At 42.4% G+C, this 25,661-nt stretch carries 25 protein-coding genes; 18 read left to right on the top strand and 7 right to left on the bottom strand.

The genetic code is table 11. From position 1 onward, the window contains the following. Positions 1 to 75 precede the first annotated feature (75 nt). Positions 76 to 1,107, bottom strand: coding sequence for an oxygen-dependent tRNA uridine(34) hydroxylase TrhO (gene trhO / locus ACKWCA_RS05915; protein ID WP_413977241.1), 1,032 nt, complete (start codon positions 1,105 to 1,107; stop codon positions 76 to 78). Positions 1,108 to 1,447: 340 nt separating this feature from the next. Here trhO and recA point away from each other — a divergent pair, with 340 nt between their 5' ends. From recA to ACKWCA_RS05895, 4 genes are all read left to right on the top strand, one after another. Next, positions 1,448 to 2,452, top strand: a complete 1,005-nt coding sequence (recA, locus tag ACKWCA_RS05910) for a recombinase RecA (RefSeq protein ID WP_413977240.1) — start codon at positions 1,448 to 1,450, stop codon at positions 2,450 to 2,452. 89 nt (positions 2,453 to 2,541) lie between these two features. Beyond that, a complete protein-coding gene (locus ACKWCA_RS05905; protein ID WP_413977239.1) occupies positions 2,542 to 2,961 on the top strand; it encodes a hypothetical protein in 420 nt (139 codons plus the stop codon). A gap of 27 nt (positions 2,962 to 2,988) precedes the next feature. Next, positions 2,989 to 3,552 carry an RNA polymerase sigma factor gene (locus ACKWCA_RS05900; protein WP_413977238.1) on the top strand — a complete coding sequence of 188 codons (564 nt, stop codon included), beginning with the start codon at positions 2,989 to 2,991 and terminating at the stop codon, positions 3,550 to 3,552. 43 nt (positions 3,553 to 3,595) lie between these two features. Beyond that, positions 3,596 to 5,143: an outer membrane beta-barrel protein gene (locus ACKWCA_RS05895; RefSeq protein ID WP_413977237.1), complete on the top strand. Its 1,548-nt coding sequence runs from the start codon at positions 3,596 to 3,598 to the stop codon at positions 5,141 to 5,143. A 96-nt stretch (positions 5,144 to 5,239) separates the two neighbouring features. Here the strand turns inward: ACKWCA_RS05895 and ACKWCA_RS05890 are convergent, their stop codons facing one another. Then, positions 5,240 to 5,977, bottom strand: coding sequence for a lysophospholipid acyltransferase family protein (locus ACKWCA_RS05890; RefSeq protein WP_413977236.1), 738 nt, complete (start codon positions 5,975 to 5,977; stop codon positions 5,240 to 5,242). Positions 5,978 to 6,050: 73 nt separating this feature from the next. On the opposite strand from ACKWCA_RS05890, the gene trpS reads away from it, so the two are divergent. After that, positions 6,051 to 7,019 carry a tryptophan--tRNA ligase gene (gene trpS, locus ACKWCA_RS05885; protein ID WP_413977235.1) on the top strand — a complete coding sequence of 323 codons (969 nt, stop codon included), beginning with the start codon at positions 6,051 to 6,053 and terminating at the stop codon, positions 7,017 to 7,019. 4 nt (positions 7,020 to 7,023) lie between these two features. On the opposite strand, the gene ACKWCA_RS05880 is transcribed toward trpS, so the two are convergent. Next, on the bottom strand, positions 7,024 to 7,785 hold the full coding sequence (locus ACKWCA_RS05880; protein WP_413977234.1) for an FKBP-type peptidyl-prolyl cis-trans isomerase: 762 nt from the start codon (positions 7,783 to 7,785) through the stop codon (positions 7,024 to 7,026). Between the two features lie 373 nt (positions 7,786 to 8,158). On the opposite strand from ACKWCA_RS05880, the gene ACKWCA_RS05875 reads away from it, so the two are divergent. Further along, positions 8,159 to 8,470 carry a hypothetical protein gene (locus tag ACKWCA_RS05875; RefSeq protein WP_413977233.1) on the top strand — a complete coding sequence of 104 codons (312 nt, stop codon included), beginning with the start codon at positions 8,159 to 8,161 and terminating at the stop codon, positions 8,468 to 8,470. 135 nt (positions 8,471 to 8,605) lie between these two features. Beyond that, entirely contained in the window at positions 8,606 to 11,131 is a 2,526-nt protein-coding gene (locus ACKWCA_RS05870; protein WP_413977232.1) for a hypothetical protein, read from the top strand. 17 nt (positions 11,132 to 11,148) lie between these two features. On the opposite strand, the gene dprA is transcribed toward ACKWCA_RS05870, so the two are convergent. Continuing rightward, the gene (dprA, locus tag ACKWCA_RS05865; RefSeq protein ID WP_413978026.1) at positions 11,149 to 12,252 is read right to left on the bottom strand and encodes a DNA-processing protein DprA; all 1,104 of its coding nucleotides are present in this window, start codon (positions 12,250 to 12,252) and stop codon (positions 11,149 to 11,151) included. Between the two features lie 42 nt (positions 12,253 to 12,294). Between dprA and ACKWCA_RS05860 the strand changes: the two genes are divergently transcribed. Next, on the top strand, positions 12,295 to 13,314 hold the full coding sequence (locus ACKWCA_RS05860; protein ID WP_413977231.1) for an HU domain-containing protein: 1,020 nt from the start codon (positions 12,295 to 12,297) through the stop codon (positions 13,312 to 13,314). A 160-nt stretch (positions 13,315 to 13,474) separates the two neighbouring features. After that, the gene (locus ACKWCA_RS05855) at positions 13,475 to 14,605 is read left to right on the top strand and encodes an MBL fold metallo-hydrolase (protein WP_413977230.1); all 1,131 of its coding nucleotides are present in this window, start codon (positions 13,475 to 13,477) and stop codon (positions 14,603 to 14,605) included. 45 nt (positions 14,606 to 14,650) lie between these two features. Here the strand turns inward: ACKWCA_RS05855 and ACKWCA_RS05850 are convergent, their stop codons facing one another. Both ACKWCA_RS05850 and ACKWCA_RS05845 read right to left on the bottom strand, forming a co-directional pair. After that, complete coding sequence (locus ACKWCA_RS05850) at positions 14,651 to 15,637, bottom strand: hypothetical protein (protein ID WP_413977229.1); 987 nt, start codon at positions 15,635 to 15,637, stop codon at positions 14,651 to 14,653. Positions 15,638 to 15,718: 81 nt separating this feature from the next. After that, positions 15,719 to 16,840 carry a helix-turn-helix domain-containing protein gene (locus ACKWCA_RS05845; protein ID WP_413977228.1) on the bottom strand — a complete coding sequence of 374 codons (1,122 nt, stop codon included), beginning with the start codon at positions 16,838 to 16,840 and terminating at the stop codon, positions 15,719 to 15,721. Between the two features lie 168 nt (positions 16,841 to 17,008). Between ACKWCA_RS05845 and ACKWCA_RS05840 the strand changes: the two genes are divergently transcribed. From ACKWCA_RS05840 to ACKWCA_RS05820, 5 genes are all read left to right on the top strand, one after another. Beyond that, the gene (locus ACKWCA_RS05840; RefSeq protein WP_413977227.1) at positions 17,009 to 18,010 is read left to right on the top strand and encodes an alpha/beta hydrolase family protein; all 1,002 of its coding nucleotides are present in this window, start codon (positions 17,009 to 17,011) and stop codon (positions 18,008 to 18,010) included. 428 nt (positions 18,011 to 18,438) lie between these two features. After that, positions 18,439 to 18,813, top strand: coding sequence for a nuclear transport factor 2 family protein (locus ACKWCA_RS05835; protein WP_413977226.1), 375 nt, complete (start codon positions 18,439 to 18,441; stop codon positions 18,811 to 18,813). Positions 18,814 to 18,957: 144 nt separating this feature from the next. After that, positions 18,958 to 19,470, top strand: a complete 513-nt coding sequence (locus tag ACKWCA_RS05830) for a DinB family protein (RefSeq protein WP_413977225.1) — start codon at positions 18,958 to 18,960, stop codon at positions 19,468 to 19,470. A 67-nt stretch (positions 19,471 to 19,537) separates the two neighbouring features. After that, on the top strand, positions 19,538 to 20,332 hold the full coding sequence (locus ACKWCA_RS05825; protein WP_413977224.1) for an arylamine N-acetyltransferase family protein: 795 nt from the start codon (positions 19,538 to 19,540) through the stop codon (positions 20,330 to 20,332). A 12-nt stretch (positions 20,333 to 20,344) separates the two neighbouring features. Continuing rightward, positions 20,345 to 20,854, top strand: coding sequence for a GNAT family N-acetyltransferase (locus ACKWCA_RS05820; protein WP_413977223.1), 510 nt, complete (start codon positions 20,345 to 20,347; stop codon positions 20,852 to 20,854). Between the two features lie 200 nt (positions 20,855 to 21,054). Here the strand turns inward: ACKWCA_RS05820 and ACKWCA_RS05815 are convergent, their stop codons facing one another. Then, a complete protein-coding gene (locus tag ACKWCA_RS05815; protein ID WP_413977222.1) occupies positions 21,055 to 23,424 on the bottom strand; it encodes an ABC transporter permease in 2,370 nt (789 codons plus the stop codon). 397 nt (positions 23,425 to 23,821) lie between these two features. Here ACKWCA_RS05815 and ACKWCA_RS05810 point away from each other — a divergent pair, with 397 nt between their 5' ends. Genes ACKWCA_RS05810 through ACKWCA_RS05795 form a run of 4 tightly spaced genes read left to right on the top strand, consistent with a single transcriptional unit; the run spans position 23,822 to position 25,660 of the window. Next, positions 23,822 to 24,313, top strand: coding sequence for a MarR family winged helix-turn-helix transcriptional regulator (locus ACKWCA_RS05810; RefSeq protein ID WP_413977221.1), 492 nt, complete (start codon positions 23,822 to 23,824; stop codon positions 24,311 to 24,313). Next, positions 24,310 to 24,783 carry an OsmC family protein gene (locus tag ACKWCA_RS05805; protein WP_413977220.1) on the top strand — a complete coding sequence of 158 codons (474 nt, stop codon included), beginning with the start codon at positions 24,310 to 24,312 and terminating at the stop codon, positions 24,781 to 24,783. Before ACKWCA_RS05810 ends, ACKWCA_RS05805 begins: the two co-directional genes overlap by 4 nt. Before the next feature lie 58 nt (positions 24,784 to 24,841). Beyond that, positions 24,842 to 25,207 (top strand): cupin domain-containing protein, encoded by a 366-nt coding sequence (locus ACKWCA_RS05800; protein WP_413977219.1) that lies wholly within the window; start codon positions 24,842 to 24,844, stop codon positions 25,205 to 25,207. Between the two features lie 9 nt (positions 25,208 to 25,216). After that, the gene (locus tag ACKWCA_RS05795; RefSeq protein WP_413977218.1) at positions 25,217 to 25,660 is read left to right on the top strand and encodes a VOC family protein; all 444 of its coding nucleotides are present in this window, start codon (positions 25,217 to 25,219) and stop codon (positions 25,658 to 25,660) included. Position 25,661 lies beyond the last annotated feature (1 nt).

Raw genomic sequence — 25,661 nt, 5'->3', positions numbered from 1 at the left:
CTAAGTTGCGTTATTCGGATTCTTTAATCGCCTTTATTACCAAAGAATGCTGAACGTCCATAGCAGAATAGGCAATCATTTCTTGTACTTCAATACTACGGACCTCCCTTTCTTAAAAATCTTGTTGCTGACCACTTTTCCCTTTCGCAATCGCTTTTGTTCTTCCCAAGGCAAGTTGTGCACTTCCTGACATTCCGTAGAACAGCAATTGTCCATTTTTTTAGCACAATCCTCGCACTGGATAAACAGCAAATGACAGGCCTCATTGGCACAATTCTCATGGGTGTCGCAGGGTTTTCCACACTGATGGCACTGTGCGATGATATCTTCCGAAATACGTTCGCCCCTTCTATGGTCAAAAACGAAGTTCTTTCCCCTGAATTTGTTCTCCAGCTTTTTTTGTTCTACTTGTCGGGCATATTCAATGATACCCCCTTCGAGTTGATAGACCTGTTTGAATCCTTTGTGCTTGTAATACGCACTGGCCTTTTCACAGCGAATGCCCCCAGTGCAGTACATCACAAGTTTCTTATCTTCCTTATGATTTTTAAGGTCTTGTTCTATGATATCCAGCGAATCGCGAAAGGTATCGACATCCGGAGTTACTGCATTCTTAAAATGACCGATCTCGCTTTCATAGTGATTTCGCATATCGACCAATATGGTTTCTGGGTCTTCTATCAATTCATTAAAGGTCTCGGCATCTACGTGAATACCTTTGTCGGTGACATCAAAAGTAGCGTCGTTCAACCCATCGGCGACGATTTTAGTGCGCACTTTGACTTTCAATTTAAGAAAAGAAAGATTGTCTTGCTCAATAGCGATATTCAGTCGAACATGTTCCAAAAAGGAAATGCTGTCCAAGTGTTTTTTAAACGCCTCAAAATTTTCGGCAGGAACCGAAAGTTGGGCATTAATACCCTCATGGGCCACATAAATTCGGCCAAGTACCTCTAGTTCATTCCAATGGATAAAAAGATGATTTCTGAAAATCGAAGGATTTCCGATGTGCGCATATTTGTAGAAAGAAATAGTGAGCCGTTCTTGGCCCGCCTCTTTAATAAGGGCAGCTCTTTCCTTTGCGCTTAAGGTATTGTACAGTTGCATGCTATACCAATAGTTTAAGCCCGCTTCGTCGCAGGAAGGTTATAAAAATGTCGAATGCAAAAGTACTAATTTTTGCAGGATGGCTCGGAAAGGGACAAAAAAAAGAGTCTTGAAAATCAAGACTCTTTACGGTCATTCCATTTTTTTTCTTCTTCATAGCATCTTTTGAGAAACACCAAAAAGGAGATGACCACCGTTGCCTGCTATGAGTAAATAACAGAAAATATTTTGAGTTAATTAGTCGCGTACGAAATGAAGATGCAGACATTTTAAAAAGGTTGCGTCGACATTGTAACAAAAGAAAAGAAATGGTAATTTAGCGGGCCTAAATAAAGAACGAATGAGCTCGGAAAAAGACGCAAAATTAAAAGCCTTAAAACTTACACTTGACAAATTGGATAAAACCTACGGCAAAGGCGCCGTGATGAAGATGGGCGATAGTGTTGTGGAAGAAGTTGAGGTGATCCCATCCGGCTCACTGGGTCTTGATATTGCCTTAGGCGTGGGCGGATATCCTAGAGGAAGGGTCATCGAAATTTATGGTCCCGAGTCTTCGGGTAAGACCACTTTGACCCTACATGCCATAGCCGAAGCACAAAAACAGGGCGGAATTGCGGCTTTTATCGACGCTGAACATGCCTTTGATCGTTTTTATGCGGAAAACTTGGGTGTGGATATTGATAATTTGATCATCTCGCAACCCGATAATGGGGAGCAGGCGTTGGAAATTGCCGACAATCTTATACGTTCCGGGGCTATTGATATCGTCATTATAGATTCAGTAGCAGCATTAACCCCAAAAAGCGAGATCGAAGGGGAAATGGGAGATTCAAAAATGGGGTTACACGCTCGATTGATGTCCCAAGCGCTTCGAAAATTGACCGGTTCGATAAGCAAAACGAACTGTACCGTGGTTTTCATCAATCAACTTCGGGAAAAAATCGGAGTGATGTTTGGAAATCCGGAAACTACCACTGGTGGTAACGCCCTTAAATTTTATGCTTCTGTTCGCTTGGATATACGCCGATCAACCCAAATAAAAAATTCGGACGGCGCCGTTCAAGGAAACAAAACCCGTGTTAAAGTCGTTAAAAACAAGGTGGCCCCTCCTTTTCGGACCACCGAATTCGATATCATGTACGGAGAAGGAATTTCACAAGTTGGTGAAATTATCGATTTGGGCGTGGAATATGAGATTATTAAGAAAAGTGGATCCTGGTTTAGTTATGGGGATACCAAATTAGGTCAAGGACGTGATGGGGTTAAAGGACTTTTACATGATAATCCCGAGCTTTTTGAAGAGTTGGATGCCAAAATACGTGAGGCCATCAATGCGGTGAAATAAACCGACAGCAGACCTACATCACATCACATTCCCTTTGGTGACGCAACCTTTGTGGGGCTTTCACATCTTACCTATAAATAGAGCTGCCTATGAAAAGGTTTATGCGCATATGTTTTGCCGTGAGTTTTGTGCTCTTCATTTTTTCTTGTTCCTTGAATGATGACGGACCCAATTTTCATTTTAAGGCACTTCAAATTACGGAAGCGGAAGTACCGGAATCTTTTGAGCTAAATCAAACCTATCAGATTACCGTAACGTACATCTTGCCCGACGGCTGTACCTCTTTTAGCGGATTTGAGGTTGCAGACGCGGACACCACCATAAGAAACGTGGTGGTTTTCGGAACTGTTCGTACCGATCAAGAAGGGTGTACGACCGCCATAACGGAGACCCAAGCGACATTTAATTTTAAATGTCTGTACGATCAACCGTATACGTTTCGTTTTTGGCAAGGAGAAGGGGCAGATGGAGCGCAAGAGTATTTTGAAGTGGTCGTACCGGTAAACTAAGAACAACCATTTAATCTAACCAATAATTTGAGTTTAGAAGAACTCGTAAAGCAGTGTAAAAAAGGCGACAGAAGGGCGCAGGAGGGACTCTATCGTAAGTATTCAAATATACTGTTCGGTATATGTCTGAAATACTCCCGAAATAAAACGGAAGCCGAAGATAACCTGCACGATAGTTTTATGACCATTTTCGATAAAATCGGTCAATACCGGTCTGAGGGCTCTTTTGAAGGATGGATGAAACGTATAACGGTCAATACCGTCATGCAGAAGTATAGAAAAAGCGAGCATCTGAATGTCGTTTCAGAAAACGTAGAAGAAGAAACCGAGGTAGAACCTTTATATGCCGATATTGGGTTGCATACGCTTTTGAAATACATTCAAGAACTGCCCAATAAATATCGGCTGACCTTTAATATGTATGTGCTCGATGGGTATACACATAAAGAAATAAGTGCGCAGCTTGGCACCTCGCAAGGCACATCAAAATCAAATTTAGCGCGCGCTAGAATGATTCTAAAAGAACGCATTGAGCGCGAACAAAATAAATCCGTCATCGGACTACTGATTTTCTTTACCAAAGAAGAGTAGTACCGCTGAAAAAACATCAAAATTAAGACCTAATACCGTTGAGATGGGCAAAAAGAACTTAGACAAAATATTTCAAGAGAAATTCTCGGATTTCTCCGATGTGCCGGATGAAAAAGTCTGGCACGCGATCAAGGCCTCCCTTGATAAAAAGAAAAAATCGAAAAGGGTTATTCCCCTATGGTGGAAATTAGGCGGTGTCGCCGCGGTTTTGGCCCTTGTTATTTACGTCATCAATCCTTCGACATCCGAAAATGTAACCGTTCCGGCAGTCACGAATAAAAAGATTCCCGATACCAAAACCAATACGACTATCGATAAAAACGGGGTAGAGGAGAGTCTTAAAGCTTCCGATACGGAAGTTACGGACATCAATATGCAAGAATCATTGAAAAAGGAAGGGGATTCATCCTCCGAATCAACTAGTGGTCTTGAAAAAGATACTGATGCGAATGACGCCGAGTCGGGTACCTTAAAATTTACAGCTCCTTCGAAAAGCACACAGCTGGCAAACGGTAAGACGACGGAAACCCAGCAGGACAGCTACCGCGATGTGAAGAACCCCGCGATGGAAAGTGAGGCCATAGTCTCGAAAACCGAGCAAGTAGCGGCAGCGGATTCGAATTCAGCAACAGGCAATTTGCAGACTTCAACAGGGTTGCCGACGGAAGAGGATAGCGACAAGGGATTGATTGGTAAGAATTTGGACCAACAAAAAGGGACTGCAGTTGCGCAAGTCGACACACAAGAGGATTCTTCCGATACTTCGGAAGATGAGACAACTAAAAAATCCATATTTGACGAAATCGCCAAGCAAGAGGAAGAAAAAGAGGCCATTGCGGAAAATAAGGGCGGTAAATGGTCGGCCGGGCCAAGCGTGGCACCCGTCTATTTTGATGCGATGGGGGAAGGTTCTCCCGTTCATTCCATTTTTGTTCCGAATAGCAAGTCAGGAGATCTGAATCTGAGTTATGGGTTGTCCGTTGCGTATGAAATCAGCGATAAATTGAAAATCAGATCCGGAGTACATCGGGTCGATTTCGGATATAGCACCGACGATGTCGAATTTTCGTCTTCTTTGGAGAGCTCTGCCATAGGGCAGATCACAAACGTAAACTATTCGGCTACCGCTAAAAATATTGTTGTGGCCAGTAGTGCCCCTGAGGCCAGTTTGAATACGATGGACAACCTTGTATCTGTTGCACAGGATTTTTCAGGCCAAGGATTATCGCAAAATGGGGCGATGACCCAACAATTCGGCTACCTTGAAGTGCCTGTTGAATTGGAATACGCTCTATTGGATAAAAGATTCGGTGTTAATCTGATCGGGGGGGTGAGCTCCCTGTTCTTGGTCGACAATTCCATTTCACTTAGTGCTGGGGAGCTGACCACTCAAATGGGTGAGGCTAATAATGTGAACAGTGTTAATTTCAGCACCAATTTGGGTATCGGGGTAAATTATAAGTTCAGTCCGAAAGTACAATTGAACGTTGAACCGGTCTTTAAGTATCAACTGAACACCTTTTCACGTACCGAGGGTACCTTTCAACCGTTTACCGTTGGGGTATACAGCGGCGTAAGCTTTAGATTTTAATAATCCCTATGAAAAAGAAGTTGGTTAGGTTGGTCATTCTTATATGACCATAATTGCGCCCTACGGGTCTTCCTGTAGGGCGTTTTTAGTGTGACCTTATTTTTGTTGAAGTTCATTCAAGATCAAGATCCTTATTTCCTCCCGCAAGGTAGATTTATCTTCCTCGCCCAGGATTCCCGTTTCAAAGAACCGATGTACTCTGGCCCTGAGCCGACCAGGTCCACCGCTCAGGAACGTAAAGGAAAAGCGCTGCTTGCCGTCGTAAAAGGTCATAGGCACCACTGGTATTTGATGGGCAATGGCCATTTTAAATGCTCCGTCTTTAAACTCATCTAAAAGCACCTCTTCATCGGGAACACCGCCTTCGGGGAAAATACAGATGCTCAAGCCCTGGTTCAATCTGCGTTGCGCCCTTCGGTAGACTCCCGTTCGGCTTTTTGTACTTTCTCGATCGACCAAAATACAAACGCGTTTATAAAAAAAACCGAATACCGGTATTTTGACCAATTCTTTTTTCCCCACAAACACAAAGGGGTTCTTGCTCACGCGCAGCATCAACATGATATCAAGCATACTGGTATGGTTCGCCACGAGCATATAGCTCTTGCCTTTTTCCATTTTTTGCTCATAGGTAATGCGTGGCGGACAACCCATGCCGTATAGGATCGGAACGGCCCAAAGATTACGGGCCAACCAGAAGAATTGAGGATACCACTTCTCAGATAATGTTGCCAGCAACAACAAAGGAAAAAAAATGAAAATCGGTATCGCAACCAAAATATAGAACCAAATACGGTATAGGACATGGCCTATATTTCTTAAAAAACGAAGCATGGAATCAAAAATAGCAAATTAGGGCTGTTTATTGCGTTTTCTTTTACCTTTGTGCTTCTTTGAAACGAAACCAATGGCGAGAATTTTAACAGGTATTCAGAGTACTGGAACACCTCATTTGGGGAACATTCTGGGGGCAATTCTTCCAGCAATCGAAATGGCCGAAAACCCGGAAAATGAATCATTTCTTTTTATCGCGGATATGCATTCGCTAACACAAATAAAAAACGGAGCTGAATTGCGCAACAATACCTACGCCACGGCCGCAACTTGGTTGGCCTGTGGTCTCGATATCGACAAAACGGTTTTTTACCGTCAAAGCGATGTGCCCCAAGTAACCGAACTTGCGTGGTATCTGAGCTGCTTTTTCCCCTATCAACGTTTAACCCTTGCCCATTCGTTTAAAGACAAGGCAGATCGCTTGGACGATGTCAATGCAGGGCTCTTTACCTACCCAATGCTGATGGCCGCGGATATTTTACTCTATGATGCACATATCGTTCCCGTGGGGAAAGATCAGCTGCAACACCTTGAAATGACACGTGATGTGGCCTCTCGTTTTCATGCCCAACTAGGCGAGACCTTTGTATTGCCAGAAGCCAAGGTACAAGAGTCGACCATGTACATTCCCGGAACGGATGGAGAGAAGATGAGCAAGAGCAAAGGCAATTTGATCAATCTATTTCAAACCGATAAAAAACTGCGGAAGCAACTTATGGGAATCGTTTCAGATAGCACTCCTATGGAAGACCCCAAGAATCCGGATGCCGATACGACCTTTGCGCTCTACCGGATATTGGCCTCTGCAAAACAAACGGAAGTTATGCGAGCGAATTATCAGGGCGGAAACTATGGATACGGACATGCCAAACAGGCCCTATATGAATTGGTACTCGATAAATTCGGGGATATCCGTGAAAAGTTCGACTATTACATGAGCCACCTCAATGAGGTAGACGATGCCCTAGCGCTCGGTGCCGAAAAGGCCAAGAAAACAGCAGATGATGTTTTGGAGCGGGTACGCACCAAAGTGGGGTACTGACCCCTTATTCTTCAATAGCCAAAAGCTCCACATCAAAGACCAAGGCAGCATAGGGCGGTATCGTACCTCCACCAGCACCTCTGGGACCGTAGCCCAATTCCTGCGGAATGTATACCTTCCATTTTGAACCCACAGGCATCAATTGCAAGGCTTCCTGCCATCCCTTGATAACCCCGGTCACACCAAAAACTATGGGTTCTCCACGTTCCACTGAACTATCGAAAACAGTACCATCGATCAACATTCCGGTATAATGCACCTTTACTTTGTTGGTTGCCACTGGAACCGGCCCCGTGCCTTCCGTAATAACTTCATATTGTAAACCACTCTCAGTCGTCTGAATTCCTTCCCTTTTTGCATTTTCGGTCAAAAACGCCACTCCTTCCTCACTCTTACGCTTACCCTCTTCTTCTTCCAATTGCTGTATTGCGGTTCGAACGTGCTCCTGTGCCGTTTGCTGCTCCATTTTTTCGGTGCCTTTCATCACATCTTCCAGCGCGACGGCAATCGTTTGATAGGCTAAGGAGTCATACCCGATCATTTTTAGGTTATTCCCAATGGTCAGTCCGAAGGCGTAGCTGAATTTTTGCAGTTCATTATCTAAATTTACTTCTTTTGCCGCTTGAGCTTCGTCAAGCTTTAGTTGTATTTCGGCAGCCTTGGCCTTTAATTGTGCGACCTCGGTGAGTAATTCTTTCTTCTTTTGCGCAAGGCTTAACGCACTGGTCAATACCGTCGCTATGATAATCCAAAATGTCTTGTTCATCTAAACTAATTTTGTGCGAAAATAGTCAAAATAGCGCGATTACATCGGAAGTAATGCTTTTTGGTACAACCGACCAAGTGGTTGGTTTTAAGGCGTGAAAAAGGGCTGTGGTTTTGAACTATATCGATTTTCGATTATTTTAACTCGATGAAGTGCCGTATTTGACGAGCGTTATCGATAAAAGGTGCCAGAACAGACCGCATGGTTGGTTAGCAAAGACCAGGCTTTCAGTCTTTACCCCTGTTTTGTAGCTGTATTGGGGCCGCCAATAGCAGTAAAGAATGGTTTTGCTGGTGCTTATTCGCCGCATTCCATCTGCAGTCGTCATCGCAAAGTCTTCCAAATGCCTTTTACAACTTAAATCTCCCAAAAAATGCCAAAACTTTCGATTCAAAGGACTTCCGAATTTGAGAACCGAGCCAGAAAGATCAAAATTGAGCTAGACGGGGCCTTGGTTTGTAACATCAAGAATGGCGAGCACATCACTTTAGATATCTCTTCAGGGAAACAGCTCATTCAAGCGAAAATCGATTGGTGTACTTCAAATAGGCCGGAGTTGGATGTTGATGCTACTTCACATCCTAAAATTATTCTAAGCAGTGGAGATGGGCCCGGATTGTTTCGATTTCTTTTTAAGACGAATGAATATCTGAAGTTGACTAAAAAAGTGCAAACTAAACCTTAGGGGATTTCTGGAGGCTCTACAAACATATCTTAAATCGCTTCAAGCAACTTTATAGTTCTTAATGTATAGGCGCTTGAATTCATTTGCCTCCTTAAAACAATAGAATTTTAGGCGTTTTTTACTTATCTTAAAGGTGTGCAAGCTAATTTCACCCATTTCAGGATACTACTACTTTATTTCTTCGCCTTTTACCTATCTCATGGTTTCAGTCAGGAATATAATGACGTGAGCACTGCTAGTACGGTTCTAGAAAATCTGGTTACCAAAACACCTTTTGAAAAAACATATCTGCATACGGACAAGGAAATTTACTATACCAATGAGACCATTTGGTTGAAATTATACCTGCTTAACGGCAACTCTCATGGTAAATCAACAAAAAGTCGTGTTGTTTATGTAACGCTGCTTGATGCAAGCAACGAAGTAGTCATTCAAAAAAGAATCTATGTAGACCAGATTGGCACTGGTGTTTCCATCCCATTAAATACCTCAATTAAACCGGGTTTATTCAAGCTTCAGGCGTTCACCAACTATATGTTCAATCAAACCGATCCTGCCATTTTTGAAAAACAGATCGTTCTCTTAGATAACAATAGCAAGGCGGCTCAGACCGTTGACTTACCCAACAGGAACCCTTTAAGTACTGTTCCAGATCGACCTTATCAAAGTCCTGTTAAAATTCAATTCTTTTTGCAAGGAGGCCGTATGGTAAACGGTCTTGAAAATGACATTGGCATTGTAATCGTAGATGCTCATGGTAACGGGGTCGAAACAGCTGGGAAAGTTGTTGATGATGAAGGTACTATCGTTTCCTTCATTGAAACCCATAAATTTGGCATAGGTAAATTTAGGATACTTCCAAAAGCAGTTAAAGAGTACTTTTTAGTGCTACCTGACAGCTCCAGAGTCGTACTGCCCGAAGGGGTTGAAAAGGGATACGTCCTTAATATCAAGAAGAAGCGAAACGCCCTGACTATAGATGTTGCCAGCAATATGCAGGAAGGGTTAGAAGGTGCTTACATTATTGCGCATTTAAGAGGAAACATTATTTATAAGCAAGAGGAGTTAAAAAAGCAGCACAACAATTCCTATCGCTTGCGATTTTTGACCGACAGTCTCCCAGATGGGGTAGCCCAATTCACATTGTTCAATGCAAAGGGTCAAGCTGTATGTGCTCGGTCGGTTTTTATTGACAACAAAGAGAATGCTCTCGCCATTGCCGTTCAAACTGATTCTTCTGCCTATGGTCCCCGTCAAAAAGTACAGGTCAATTTAGAGCTTAAGGACCATGAAGGTGGTTTATTGGATGGATCAGTATCATTGGCGGTTACTTCCGCTGAACGATTACTTCCGACTTATTCGAATGCTTCCATAGCTAGTTGGCTACTTTTAAATTCAGATGTTCAATCATCGATATCGAATCCTGAGATTTTTTTCAAGGATAACTCATTTGGAAAAGACTATTTATTGGATGTATTGATGATGGCCAATGACTCAAGAAGTATTCGATGGGACGAACTCGTTAACGGTAACCAAGAATCGGAACCCAAATATAATCCTGAAGAAGGAATCTTTATTAAGGGCAAAGCCATCGATTTCAGGACTAAAAAAGCATTTCCAAAAAGAGCACTGGTCAAGCTAAACTTACTGGGATTGAAAGGAGGGCCGTATCAAGAAGAGCAAACAACCGATTCCCTTGGTGGTTTCAGTTTTGGCCCGTATGTTTTTACCGATACCTTGAAGGCCATCATCGACGTGGAAAGTATCGAAAAAAGAAGAAATGGCAAGTCTTATAAAATGGAAGTGGTTTTGGAGCAAGATTCCGCCTTTAAAGCAATCGATCCGAAAAAGCTGAACAGACATACGGTAACGCTACAAACCCATACTTCTTCGAAACCGTTATCGTATACCTCATTGCAAAAAAACTTTAATTTTGAGCCCGAAAGCGACACTATTGAATTGGATGAAGCTACTGTCACTGAAAAGAAAAAGACCCGTAAAGATAGCATCGATTTGGCGTTTAAGAAATTGAGCCCCCTCTATAAAACTCCTACTCGGAGGATGTTTCCTGACTCTATATTAGGTAGTGAGGCGATGCGGGTGGTAGACCTATTAAACAGGTTAGGCGCAAGGACTTATGGAATATTTCCAAACGAAGAACTTCGATTACGCCGGGATTTCAGGGGCAACCCCCTATTCGTGGTCGACGGAGTTGAAGCAGATATGGATATCATAGTTTCGATGAACACCTCGGAAATTGAATTCATTGATATATTGTACCCTGCCAACGCAGGAGCATATATCAACAACTCTGCAAATGGCGTGGTTGCGGTATATACCAAAGGCAGTTTAAACCTTCCCGAAAAAAGAGCGCCGATTACGCTACCCAATATCAAGAGTTTTGAAGTAAGTGGGTTTTCTTCCGTTCAAGATTTTCCGATTTTGGATTACTCGGAGCCAAGACCTGACCATAGCAAAAGAGATACCCGGGGTACGTTACATTGGCAGCCAGAAGTAAAGATTGACAATGCTTTGTCATCTAATGATTCGGGAATCACTTTTTATACGGGTGACAAACGCGGGTCGTATGTGATAAAAGTAGAAGGGATTACTACCGACGGGAGACCTATTAGTGCTACGACAGTCTTTGAGGTAAAATAGCAGATAAGCCTTGCGTACTATATAGCCTCAAAAAGCTTCCCTGGCAACGGCCGAACAATTCCTTTCATTTCCATGTTCAGCAAGGTTGAAGAGACTTTAAAAACCGGTATTTTACATTCCAGGGCGATACTATCTAGTAACTGCTTGCCCTGCTGCTGCAAGTACCTATAAATCGATTTCTCGGTATCGTCTAGTTCGACAAAAAGCTGTTTTTGAATCGGTTCCACTTTCTTTTCTTCCACATCCCAACCCAATAAGTACACCAAATCGGCTGCCGAGGTAAGCATGTGGGCCTTTTGTTGTTTAATCAGGTTATTGCACCCGAGACTATAGGTATCGTCTGCCCTACCCGGCACGGCAAATACATCCCTATGATAACTATGGGCGATATCCGCGGTCACCAAACTACCGCCCTTTTGCGCTGACTCGACCACCACCGTAGCCTCGGCCATACCCGCAATGATGCGGTTTCGTTTTAAAAAATTCTCACGATCGGGATTACTCGTGCTCCAAAACTCGGTAAGAAAACCCCCGTTCCGCTCTACATCGGCCACATACTTTGCGTGAACTTTCGGATAAATTTGATTTAACCCGTGTGCCAAACAACCGATAGTCTGAAGACCATGTTTTATCGCGGCCTTTTGAATGGTAATATCGACCCCATAGGCAAAACCACTTACGATGATCGGATCAAGTGGAGCAATATCAGCAATAAACCGTTCGCAAAAGCCCGCACCGTAGCTAGTGATATTTCTCGTTCCCACTACGCTGATGATCTTTCTCCCATCCAATCGGATATTCCCTTTTTTGAACAGTACCATAGGGCTATCGATACAATGTTTGAGATACTTTGGGTAGTTGGCCTCTTGAAAATACCAATATTCGATTCCCTCACGCTGCAAATACTCATATTCCAGTTCAGCAGCCCTCAAGTATCGGGAATCATGAAGTCCATTTAGGGTATAGCTGCCGATACCATCGATTTTGAGCAGCTGTTCTTTTTTGTCGGAAAAAATAGCCGATGGGCTACCACAATGGCGAATCAATTTTTTAGCGGAGACATCACCGATATTGGGAATATGCTGCAGCCTCAGCACAGCAATGAATTCGTCTTCAGACAGTTGTATATCGGTCATAGTTATCCACAAAATACGCAAAATATAATGTTAATAAAAAGTTATGCAAGCGGTTTTGAACCCTCGTATTTTTTAGCATATTTGCGGTATATGGTTTTAGAACACTATATCTCGGAATTGTTATATCGTTACAATTGTGTCATGGTACCGGAACTCGGTGCGTTCTTGGCGCAACACAAATCCGCAGTATTGGCACAGGGGTCAAATACCTTCTATCCCCCCACCAAAGAGATTTCCTTTAATGCCCAAGTACGGTCCAATGACGGGCTTTTGGTCTCTTACGTTTCCGAAGCCGAAAACATCACGTATGAGGAGGCTTTGGCACAGGTTTCACAGACCGTTAAAACCTGGAAAACCCGCCTTGAAGCTGGAAATAAACTCGAATTGGCCACCATCGGTGAGTTATGGTCCAACGCGCATCACAAATTGCAGTTTCAGCCCTATGGCAAGACCAATTATTTGACCTCATCATTCGGTCTATCTTCCGTAGTTTCGAGTCCGGTTACACGAGAAGTACTGAAAGAAGAGGTAGAAACCTTGGAAGAGAAAATACCTTTTGTCTTTACTCCGGAGAAAAGAGCCGCTTCTTCGTTCAGACCTTACTTGAAGTATGCAGCCATTTTCTTATTGGCCGTTTCTACCGGTTTAACGGCTTTCCGTTTTTATAAGGAAAAGGTGAATCAACAACAATTGGCGACGGAACAAGTTCAAGACGCGGTATCCAAGCGCATTCAAGAGGCGACTTTTTTCGATACTGCTCCTATGGAGTTGCCTACACTGTCCTTGGACGTACTTTCGACTCCGAAAAAAGAAAGCGGTCGCGTGCATCATATTGTCGCAGGCGCCTTTCGTTTCAAAAAGAATGCTGAAAAGAAAATGAGACAGTTGAAGCGAAGAGGGTATCATTCCACCTATATCGGTACCAACCCTCATGGACTTCACATGGTCACCTACGACAGTTACACTGATACTGATGAAGCCTTAAATGCGCTTCGTTCCATCAAACGCACCCAATCGCGTGAAGCCTGGCTGCTTTCCACGCAATAAACTATGGCGGGGTTATTTGAATTTTTAACCCTACGATAATTCCCGGTCACTTTGTTCCTGCATCAATGTTTCTTTGAAGAGGACGCCCCGATGGTATTCGTTTGCCGGCGGCTTTTATATCAACCTAGTTCATCATACTTATTCTAAATTTCAAAATCCCTTGAAAAAACTTAAAAAAATAGGAACGTACCTGCTCTTATCAACGATCTTCCTCCTCGTTGTATTGACCCTATCCTATTTTGCGTTTGTGAACTTCTATCCCAGTTTTGGAGGTGATGTTTCCGATGAACGAAAGGAGCGCTACCGATCTTCCAAACAATTTGAGGACGACGGCTTCGTAAATGCGAAAGACGTTCCAAAAGATGCAAGTTTTTCCGAAACGCTTTCCATAGCCAGAAAATTTTTCTTTGAAAAGGTTGAAAACGGCAGACCTGAGAAAGACCTAACCGTTTTGAAAATGGATGCTACCGCTGTCGCCAACTATGGCAAGGCCACGCGATTAATTTGGTTCGGACATTCCGCTTTCCTCTTGCAAGTGGATGGAAAAAACATTCTTATCGATCCGATGTTCGGTAGCGTATGTGCGCCTCATCCTTGGCTAGGGAGCGAACGTTTTTATAAAGAATTGCCACTGACCATTGAACAACTGCCAAAGATCGATGCCGTAGTGATATCACATGACCACTATGATCATTTGGACTATGAATCCATTGAACAACTCAAAACCAAAGTTGATGCCTACTTTGTTCCCCTAGGTGTCGGTGTTCATTTGGAAGCGTGGGGAATAGAAAGCATTAAAATCACCGAAATGGATTGGTGGCAGGAAACTACATTTAAGAACATACAATTTGCCTGTACTCCCGCACAACACTTTTCAGGGCGCAAACTGAACAATGGCCAAAGCACTTTGTGGGCCTCTTGGGTGATAAAATCCGATAGTTCAAGCCTGTTCTTCAGTGGTGATAGTGGTTATGGGTCGCATTTCGAGCAAATCGGGGAAACCTATGGGCCTTTTAACGTTGCCATGATGGAGTGCGGACAATATGATAAATTGTGGCCCGACATTCATATGTTTCCAGAGGAAACCGCCCAAGCAGGAATCGATGTGCAGGCCACTACCCTGATGCCGATTCATTGGGGCGCCTTTCAATTGGCGCTACACTCGTGGACAGACCCTATTGAACGGGTATCCAAAAAAGCGGAAGCATTGCGCATACCCTTGATTACTCCCAATATCGGGGAACCCATAGTCATTGATGATTTGCAAAAACCATATGACACTTGGTGGTAACCAAGGAATATTTGCAAGGTTGGAAGTCCAACTTCCTTGAGCCTTTTAGTCTAAACTTATGACGCGAAGCGCCCCGCCATCATTATCGCCACCTGCGGTAACATAGAGCACTTTTTTGTTAGGATCCGCCGTAATTCCGTTAGGCGTATTGAAGGACGCGTCCAAAAGAGGTCCATCCTTAGACTCCTTATCTCCCGTTCCCGCCAGAATTTTGACTTCCCCAGACATAGAAACGCTATAGATCACATGTTCGCCTGGCGCCGTAGCATAAATGGTTGCATCGAAATACGTAAGGTACCCTATCACCACACCTTCTCGTACCGTGGGAATGGTCGCCAGTATTTCAATTGTGCTATCGGGGCTTATTTTAAGGATGGCACCCGTGCTGAAATTACCAACAAACAAATTACCCGAGTCATCAAAGTCAATACCCACACCTCCAAACAAGCGGTTATCTTGTGCAAAAACGGTTACTTCCCCATCTGGAGTTATTTTATGTACCCCTGGAAAGAAAAAATTTGACACATAAGCATTGCCATCTTCGTCTAGTGTAATTCCAGCAGGAAAGCCTGGCAAGGTTGCAATAACGGTACGCGTACCGTCATCCAATACTCTGAGCACGTCGCCCTGCAATTCATCAGAACCTTCACGAACTCTCCGTACATTATTGACGACAAAAATAGTTCCTGAGGCATCTATAGTGTTTCCCGTAGGTGCACTAAGATTATTTACCGCCACCTCGATCGCTGCTGTATTCGGATTGACCTTTAACACTTCTGTACCCATAAAGTCACCATAATCACTGGCATAGATCGAACCCTCATCATCTACCGATAGCCCATCGGACGCTTGGAAGTTTTGCACTAATGTTGTCACCTTTACAGGGGCATCGGGCATTTCAACTCCCGGTGTTTCCGGCTCGATTACCGGTGTGGGTTCCGGATCATCGGAACACGAAGATTGCATGAAGAAACCTATTGCAACTAGCACATACATCATATGGGTTCTTTTTTTGATTTTCTTGATTTTCATAGGATTGTTTTTACGATTAAAACACAATCTTACTGTGGATTGTTTTGAAAATCGACCGTCTGTATAGCCTTGTACAGAATATTAGCTCGCCACTCTTTTGATATAGCTACTCGGGGTTTCGTTCAAGAGGGCCTTAAAGGCCTTATTGAATGTGGATTTGGAGTTAAAGCCCACCTCCATGGATAAGGACAACAACGTTTTGGCCTTATGTTCGTCTTGTTCGATTTTAGCTAAAAAGGCCTTCACTCGGTGCTCATTGATGAAGTTGTAAAAATTGGATTTGTATACGGTGTTCAACAACCAAGACAGTTTATTGGTAGAGGTATTCAGTTGTTTGGCCAGCTCCACCAAGGTGAGTTCGTTGTCTAGGTATACCTCATTTTTTTTCATGAGCTGCGCCAAGCCGCGTTGTAAGTCCTGAATACTTCGATCATCCATTCTTGATTTTATGGCAGATTTAGTGGAATCCTCGGAAACGACTATCCTAAAAATAACGGGTTGTTTTAACGCAAAGTACCCCACAATATAAATCAGGATAGGAATCGCTATCCATACCATATCATAATTGACGATGGGTAAGGTGGTTCGGAATATATAGGTACTGCAAAAACTTACAATCCATCCCAAAAGGATAACACCTGTAACGATCAGCATCACCTGAACAAAAGAAATAGTGGTCTGGGAAAACGAAAGCTGTTCTTTTTCTTTTCGTAATACCTGCAAAAAGAACCGTACGTTTAAATACCAATAGTAGAGATTGAACAGTAAAGCGGACAGTTCTGTAATCAAGAACACCTTTCCAAAATATCCAGTAGCTAAACGCTGACCAAATTCTTGGCTTGAGAAGGTATTCACAAAAATCAAATACGACAAATACAAAAGCGCTGGTATACAATGAACCCAAGACAGCGTGAATTTCTCTTGGTCTTTTTGCAACAAGCGTTTAAGATAGATATACCCTAAGGGGCCAAACACAAAGACCAAGGTCTCTAGAAGAGCAAATCTTTGCGCAATCCAGAGCTGATCCGTCTTATACACGACCATTCGCGTCAGCAACACAAGACAGGCTAAAAGCAATTGAAGCGCCAATACTTTGTTGGCCGCAATATTTTTTTGATGCACTATTGGGAGGGTTATACTGAGAAAAAAGCCTTGGGCTATTCCGAGTAGTAGTAACACATCCATAAAATCATAACTTCCCATACAAACTTTTATACATTCATCAAAAGTATCTTTTTACCCCGTTTAAAACGACCGAATCTATAGAAACGCACGAGTTGTGCGTTTTAAAATTAGGAAAGGAAAAAGATTGACCTTATTTTAAATTGAAGTTTAGAAAAAAAAGTAATCAGTAGTTAACCAAAGACCCACATGTATCCTAGATTGAAGTATTTTTTTCTGTTTTTTACGGTTCTTGCCCTCAACGCGCAGAAATCGCAGACCAGCAACATTGCAACCGCTCTTGAGAAATATGGTCTTACCGAGCAACGGATCATTTCTGAAAACGACACTGTCGTTTATTATTTAAAAGCCTATACCACAAAGCCCGATAAACTTGTGGTATTTATTCAGGGTACCGATCCCTTTCCCATTTTCTTCAATCAGCGTAGCAATGGCGAATTAACCCCCACCAAAACATTCAACAGCGATTACCGCTTGTTAGACTCGACCTACGCCTATGCCATTGTTGCAAAACCGGGACTTTCCGGCATTTTTCAAAAAGAGGGTTTTACGGTTCCCAAGAAGTACCATGACAAAAATTATCGCGAATACAGGGTGGCCCAAATAGATGCATCGATTGATGACATTTTAGAAAATCATATGGTCTCGCCTAAAAAAGTGGTCGTGTACGGACATTCAGAGGGCGCACAAATCGCCTCAAGCCTCGCTCTAAAAAACGAACACATTACCCATTTGGGGTTTTGGTCAGGGAATGTATTGAATAATTTTTATGAATTTGCCCTATTTGAACGTATCGCTGCACTTAAGGGGCAACAAAACGACTCCACCGCCCATGAAAATATTATGGGCTTACTGGGTTGGTATCAGAGTATTATTACCAACCCCAATTCGACGGAAATGGATAATTGGGGCTTTACCAATAAAAGATGGTCTTCGTACGAGGAGGCGCCGCTAAACAACCTATTAAAAATCGATATTCCCATTTACACTTTGTTTGCTACGCTTGACGAGAGCACGCCTATAGAAACGGCTTATCTTTTACCAGTACAATTTCTACAAAAGAGGAAGAACAACCTCAGCTTTAACCTATGTATGGGTTGTGATCATAGCTATCAAAAAAAGAACGCCAATGGCATGGAAAGTCAATGGGAGGACGAATTCAAAGAGTTTATTTCGTGGACTGACCTATAGGACCCTTTTTACATATTATCGTTGTACTTGATGCATTCTCGAGACCTAAAATAGCTACAAAGGCCCCTCACCAAGGTATTATCTTATTGGAATAAGTGTTAAATTAGTTCCACACAGACGTGAAGTAGAGATTATATAATCAAGGGGCGTATGTTGAACCCCATTTGAGAAAATGCAGGAGCTCACATTCGAAATAGAGTCTAATCAAGAAATTCAGGGGGTTTTTGACAAGGGTTTGAATTCAATTTCCATTCACAAGTTTGTACCAAATGAAGTAATTGAATGATGGTATTTCGACTATGCTTCGACTGCGCTCAGCACCGGTTGGACTCTACTCGGAATTACTAAAGTGAGTGCTAAACCGAAAATAAACACGAATTCAAACCGTAACTTATGGCTATAAGAGACCGTTACCTATAATTAGTGCAATGGTAAATCCAGAAGAATTTATTAAATCATATGAAACAGCTTTAGGAACTCAGGATTGGAAAGTGGTTGAGCCCTTAGTTTCCCGAAACGTATGTGTTACCTTTTCTAACGGAACGATACACATTGGAAAAGAAAATGTTCAAAAGGCATTTGAGAAAAATTTTTCTTTAATCAAGAATGAAAAGTATGCTGTTGAAAATATTAAATGGCTCGTAAAGGATAAAAACTATGCGGTCTATTTATTCGATTTTAATTGGACTGGAATTATAGAAGGTAAGTCTGTATCCGGAAATGGAATTGGGACCTCTGTTTTAGTAAAAGAAGATGACAAATGGAAATTATTGACGGAGCACTTGGGAAGAAAACCAGATTGAATTTAGCATTGTCCTAAAACGAACGGGGTAGGCTACAAATAAAAATATTTTAGAATTGCAGCCATACATAGTTACAAAATCTGCCTGCCAACAGCACATAAACGACACTGCTAACAACCAAGTACAAAACATATCTCAAAAACGATGAAAGCAATTTTAACCATAGTCACTTTGGGGCTCCTAGTTTTAAGCTGTTCAGAAAAAAAGAACAATTCCGAATTGAAGACCGTCTTGGCGGAACAATTGGACTACTCGTATAGCGATCAAAATTGGTTCGTTCCGGTGAAAACTGCTATTAATGGTATCACGGCCGAACAATCAAATTGGAAAGACAGTACGGACAACCACTCCATCGGAGAGCTTGTTTCTCATCTTACTTTTTGGAATGAAATGCAACTAAGAGCTTTTAAAGGAGAGGATTTTTCAGGTTTCGAAACGGATAACGACAGCACTTTTAAGGTCTATACAGAAAAGGAATGGGATAGTGCCGTCAGCAAATTGGACAGCGTTCAAACGGAATTAGAAAGAATAACCGAACAAGCCAACGAAAAGCAATTGGCTGAATGGGCTTCAGACGTTTTGAACATGGCCGCGCATAACGCCTATCATACTGGGCAAATAATATATATCAGGAAAAGAAAAGGCTGGTGGAAGTAATGAACACGGCAGTTTATTTTAAAATCAACTATGGGGATAACCCACTTTGCATTGCTATGTTTTACGTATGACTAAACTCAAGGCCGTTTTGAATACCACTGGATATCTAAATCGAATTAATTTTCCGCAACGTGCATCTGTCGATTTAGAAACTCTTCATACCCTTCACGAATACCACGTTTTAAGTATCCCATTTGAAAATTTGGATATTCAAAATAAGATAGAAATTAGACTTGAAAAGAAACATCTATTCAAAAAGATAGTAGAAAACGTAAGAGGTGGTTTTTGTTATGAGCTAAATTACCTGTTTTCCCGTTTGCTGCTCGATTTAGGGTTTGATGTTACGCTAATTTCAGCCAGGATATTCGACGGTGAAGAAGTCGGACCTGAATTTGACCATATGGCACTCATTATCAAACTCGGCAAAAAAAACTGGTTGGCAGATGTTGGATTTGGGGATCTGTTCACTAAACCGCTTGATATCGACACCGCAGCGGAACAATTTGATGGGAGAAATTATTTTAAAATTGAGCGTTGGGAAAAAGGGTCCTTCCTGCTAACGATGTCGAAAAATGGTGTTGAATATGAAAAGAAGTACCTGTTCAAAACGAAGAGAAAGGCAATTGAGGACTTTTCAGCACAATGTGCTTTCAAACAATACGCCCCTGCTTCTTATTTTGTAAAAAACATAATCGTTACATTGCCGATTGAAAATGGCAGGAAAACCATCTTTAACTCCAAATATATCGTCAAGGAAAACGGAGCTAAAACTGAATTGACCATCAATAGTAAAAAAGAAGAAGCGTGTATATTAAAAAAAGAGTTTAATATTCAGATAAACGCAGTTACTGACCAAGCTTAAAGTACATTGCTTTTGGATTTCCTAGGTGGAAATCATTGGCATGAAGCTAAAAAAATTGAATCTAAAAAAATGATATTTAGAAAGGCCACAAAAAAAGACGTTTCAAAAATCGTGGAAATGATTGCGGATGATGAACTTGGAAAAACCAGAGAAGATTTTCAAATTCCATTACCGACCGAATATCTTACCGCTTTTGAAAACATAGACGCTGACCCCAATCAAGAACTGATTGTGGTCGAAAATGAGAGTGCAGAAATCATTGGGACTTTACAATTGTCCTTTATCCAATACCTGACGTATCGTGGTGGAATTAGAGCTCAAATAGAAGCCGTTAGAATCAGAAAAGACAAAAGAGGACTTGGAATCGGAAAAACAATGTTTGAATGGGCAATTGGTAGGGCTAAAGAACGGAATGCACATGTACTGCAACTAACAACTGATAAAAAAAGACCGAAAGCGATCGAGTTTTATAAAAATTTAGGATTTAATGCCACGCACGAAGGAATGAAAATGCACTTTTGAATGGAAAAACCGATTGTCTATGCTGTCCACCTAAAATTACCGTGGATTCCGCTGCATCCAAAGTCCTAACCGAATTGCCAAGTAGTTCACGGTTGTAGGAGACTTTTCGCCAAAGCCATCAAACTATCTTAAGGGCGATTATTTCAAGGGAATATATTCCGATTAAAAATCCGGTAGGATCAGTTTTAGGCAGGAGCCTTTCATTCCGAACGCAAACTTTCCACAGGGTTCGTCATGGCGGCACTGATCGATTTAAAACTGACCGTTAGTAACGCTATCGCAATGACCAATACCCCTGCGACCCCAAAGGCCCACCACGGCATGTCAATTCGATATTCGTAGTTGGTGAGCCATTGATCCATAAAATACCAAGCTACGGGACAGCCAATAGCTATGCCCAAGACCACCAACTGTAAAAAGTCCTTTACCAAAAGACCGGTAATCTTACTTGTTGAAGCTCCCAGTACTTTTCGTATTCCGATTTCTTTGACTCGCTGCTGGGCCGAAAATATGACCAGGCCAAAAAGGCCCAAACAGGAAATGAAAATCGCTACTAGGGAAAAGTACTGTGAGAGTGTAAAAAATATGGTTTCGCCTCGGTACATGCTATCATATCGCATATCTGAAAATCCATAATCAAATGGTATTTCAGGAAGTATTGTGGCATGGATCTCTTCTAGGGCTTCTACGGTTTGCACTACGTTTTCAGGACTGATTCTTGCGAGAACGAATCCAAAATTCTCGGCCTCGCCGTTTCTTATGATCAATGGAGGTATCGCTGTTTTGACCGTATTTATGGGGAAGTCTTTCATCACCCCGATTATAGGGGCTTCACCATCCCAAAAAGTAATCGGTTTTCCAATCGGATTTTCAAGTCCCATGACCTTGAGGGCGGTTTCGTTGATGATGTAACCTGAGTTATCGGCGATGCTTTTATCGGAAAAATCAGTGCCCTGAAGCATTTCGGTTCCCCAGGTTTTGACAAAATCAGATCCTACCGCCATGGTAGTGAATACGGTCGGGTCCGTTTCAGATTTGCCTGGCCATTCTACATTGGTAAATCCGTTAGAAAAACCGATAGGGGGATTTGTGGAAATCGTCATTGCTTCAACTCCCGGCAATTGTAGCGCCCTTTCTTTTAAGCCGGAAAAAGTACGTGTGGAGTCTCCTTGAAAAGAAAACATCAGCACATTATGACGATCAAAACCGAGGTTTTGGTTTTGAATCAAATTGACTTGCCTCGAAGTGATGAGCATTCCTGTAATCAGAATAATGGTCAACGCAAACTGAAAAACAACCAAGCCTTGTCGGATCCATTTCGAACTTGCATTGGCATTTCTATTTTTCTTAAAAATATCGATAGCTCGAAACGATGATAATACAAAGGCCGGATAACTGCCCGATAAAAAACCCGTTAGTAAGGAAACCGCAAGAATGCCGAGCCAAGAAAGCACGGAAAGATTCCCGAGGCTCAAATCTTTTCCTGCTAGCACATTGAAATAAGGTAGTACAAGCGAAATCAATACTAGGGATACTACCGTACTGATGAACGACAGTAAAAGGGCTTCCCACATAAATTGAAAAACCAAGCTTCCCTTTTTAGCGCCTAATGATTTGCGTACCCCGACTTCCTTTGCCCGCTTTAAAGACCCTGCCGAGGCCAAGTTCATAAAGTTGATACAGGCGATGAACAAGACGAAAAATGCGATGAATCCGAAGATGCGTACATTATCGATCCGACCTCCGGAAATAACACCATTCTCAAAATTATCGTGCAGATAGCTCTCCCCATAGGGCTGTAACCCTAGTTCAACTTTCGAAATACTATTCTCCGAATCGCGATAGGGCGTTAGAAAATCCTTGATTTTACGCTCTACTGCTGCGACATCCGCATTCGTTTTGATCATCACAAATGTCGGTGGGCCACTATTGGTAATATCCGGAGCCCAACCGTTTTCTTCCAGGAACATGTCCCAATGCACATAAAAATCACTTTCTCTCGAATTCGCGGAGCTAGCATCTCGCAATACGGCGGAAATCTTTAGCTGACTTCTGTTTTCATAGGAGAGTGATTGGCCGATAGCATTTTCAGCACTCCCGAAAAAGACCTTGGCCATTTTCTCTGAAATGGCAATGTTATCAGGGGAATTCATCACAGAAGTCACAGTACCTTCCAAAAAGTCGTGGGAGAACATGTCAAAATAATCCGGCCCCACGTAAAACCCCTCTTGCTTAAAGATCTTATTCCCGGTGGCAAACGTTTTTGAACTCTTCCAACTCATCGGCGATGCCTTTTCCACTTCAGGAATCTTGAGCTTTAATTCACGATAAAGCACTGCCGGTGTCGAGAAACCTGCATCTACCCTTCCTTCAAATAGCTGCCTTTGGTATACCGAATATAAGCGGTCCCCATTTTCATGGTACTTATCAACGGCTAGTTCATCGGCCACCCATAAATAAATTAGGAGGCTGCACAAAAGACCTGTAGCCAAGCCTACAATATTCAGGAGTGAAAATGCCCTGTTCTTCACAATGTTTCTCCAAGCTAATTTGAGATGGGTTCTTAACATGATTTTTCGTTTTGTCGCAATCCAATGAACGCAAAAAGTAGTTTTTGATCAACACTAGAGGCTGACAACCAACATCCTAGAGGATGTTGTGCTTTAGCCCAAAACTATGCCAGATATTCAATTTGCTCAATATCAAAACGTTATGTCAATTGCTTAAACTATCGCGCTTTTTTAATGTAAAAAATGTTTACATCGAATGTATACTAATTGTACACCCCGTCGACTTTTCAAAGACTTTTTCGCTTGACCTATCACGCTATGCGTCAACTAGATACGAAAACGGGTATTTGTTTGTGTTTCCCATACTTTTTTTTCCTACTGTACTCTTATTGTAAGCATACAAAATGATTTTACGCAGTTCACTGCGTTTTTTGTAGTTTTACAAAAAATCACCTTTATGGCCCTTGATTTGGTCCGGCAATTAGATTATGCCAATCTCGATACCCGGTTAAAACGCATCAGTGATAAAATGTCTCATAGCTTACGCGCGATGTACCGAGATCTCGATATAGACACCGAACCCAATTGGTATTTGGTGCTGTGGATCGTCAACGAGCAACCCAACGTTTCAGTTATGGAAATTGCTGCCCGATTAAAGTTCACACATCAGTCGGTCATTACCATGACCCATAAAATGACACAAAAGGGGTATTTGCTCCGTACCAAAGACACTGCCGACAAAAGGAGAACCATTTTTAGACTGACGAAAAAAGCGCAAGACACACTCCCTCTTTTTACCAAAATCTGGGAAATCGGAAAAAAAGTCACCTTCGAACTCCTCAATAAAAACATTGAAATTATGAAGCATCTGGAAATATTGGAATCCAATCTCGAGCATAGCTCCTTTGGTGAGCGCATTGCAGAGGAATTAACAAAGAACGACCTATGAAACTGCATCGGTACAACACCTCACTGAAATGGACGGGCAATACGGGCAAAGGCACTTCCGGCTATCAGGCCTATGAACGAAACCATCAAATCAATGCGGATGGGAAGATGCACCCCATCATGGGGGCATCTGACCCCTCCTTCATGGGAGACCCCACAAGATATAATCCTGAAGAACTGTTTCTTGCGTCACTTTCCGCCTGCCATATGCTTTGGTACTTGCATTTATGTGCTGTTCATCAAATTATCGTTACTGAGTATACTGACCATGCCGAAGGACTTATGGAAGAGGACGCCAACGGCGCTGGACGCTTCACAGCGGTTACGCTTTATCCAAAGGTAAAAGTTATGGAAGCCGATACTCTTGATAAAGCCAATGAACTGCATGAAGAAGCAAACAGAATGTGCTTTATCGCCAACTCCTGTAATTTTAAAATCGGGCACAAGGCCACCATTGTAATAAAGGAATAGGGAAGCGAAGTTCCTTCTCAAACTGCTTTTGGAATAGCATCAACACTATATTAAGACCATGGAAATAACGAAAGTAAACATATCGCATAAACTGAGCTCCTTTTGCGACTATTGGTCACCGAAAATAGTCGGTGAACTCAACGGACAACTGGTCAAAGTGGCCAAATTCAAGGGAGATTTCGTGATGCACCAACACGATAACGAAGATGAATTGTTCTATGTCATATCCGGTCAACTGTATATTGAACTGAAAGATAAAACACTGCAGCTGAAGCCCGGGGAATTTGTCATTATACCAAAAGGTATTTTTCATAAACCCTACGCTCCCAACGAAGTACATGTATTGTTGTTCGAACCCGCAAGCACCTTGAACACAGGAAATGTAAACAACGACATGACAGTTTCCAATTTGACTACGATCTAATTCAGTATCATGAGGTTTGCACATACGAACATCATCAGTGCCAATTGGAGGGAGCTCGCCAACTTCTACATGAACACCTTTGACTGCAAACTGGTTCCTCCGGTCCGGCGTCAATCAGGTGAGTGGCTCGACCAGGGCACAGGTTTGAAAAATGCACAGTTAGAGGGCGTCCATTTGTTGCTACCTGGTCACGGAAATTACGGGCCTACCCTTGAAATATATCAATACCGATCTATTGATGAGCGTGAAGCTGTTAGACCGAACACCAGAGGCTTTGGACATATTGCCTTTGAGGTCGACCATGTGGAACACGTACTACAAACCTTAATTCAAAATGGCGGACAGGCATTTGGCCAGATTACTGAAAAAGAAGTGCCCGGTGTCGGGAGAATCACTTTCGTATATGCTCGTGATCCCGAAGGGAACCTCATCGAACTACAAAGCTGGAAATAAG

The organism is Maribacter corallii (genome assembly GCF_047345415.1).
GTDB lineage: Bacteria > Bacteroidota > Bacteroidia > Flavobacteriales > Flavobacteriaceae > Maribacter_C.
The sequence above is the reverse complement of the archived record's forward strand: the minus strand, read 5'-3'. Positions and strand labels throughout refer to the sequence as shown.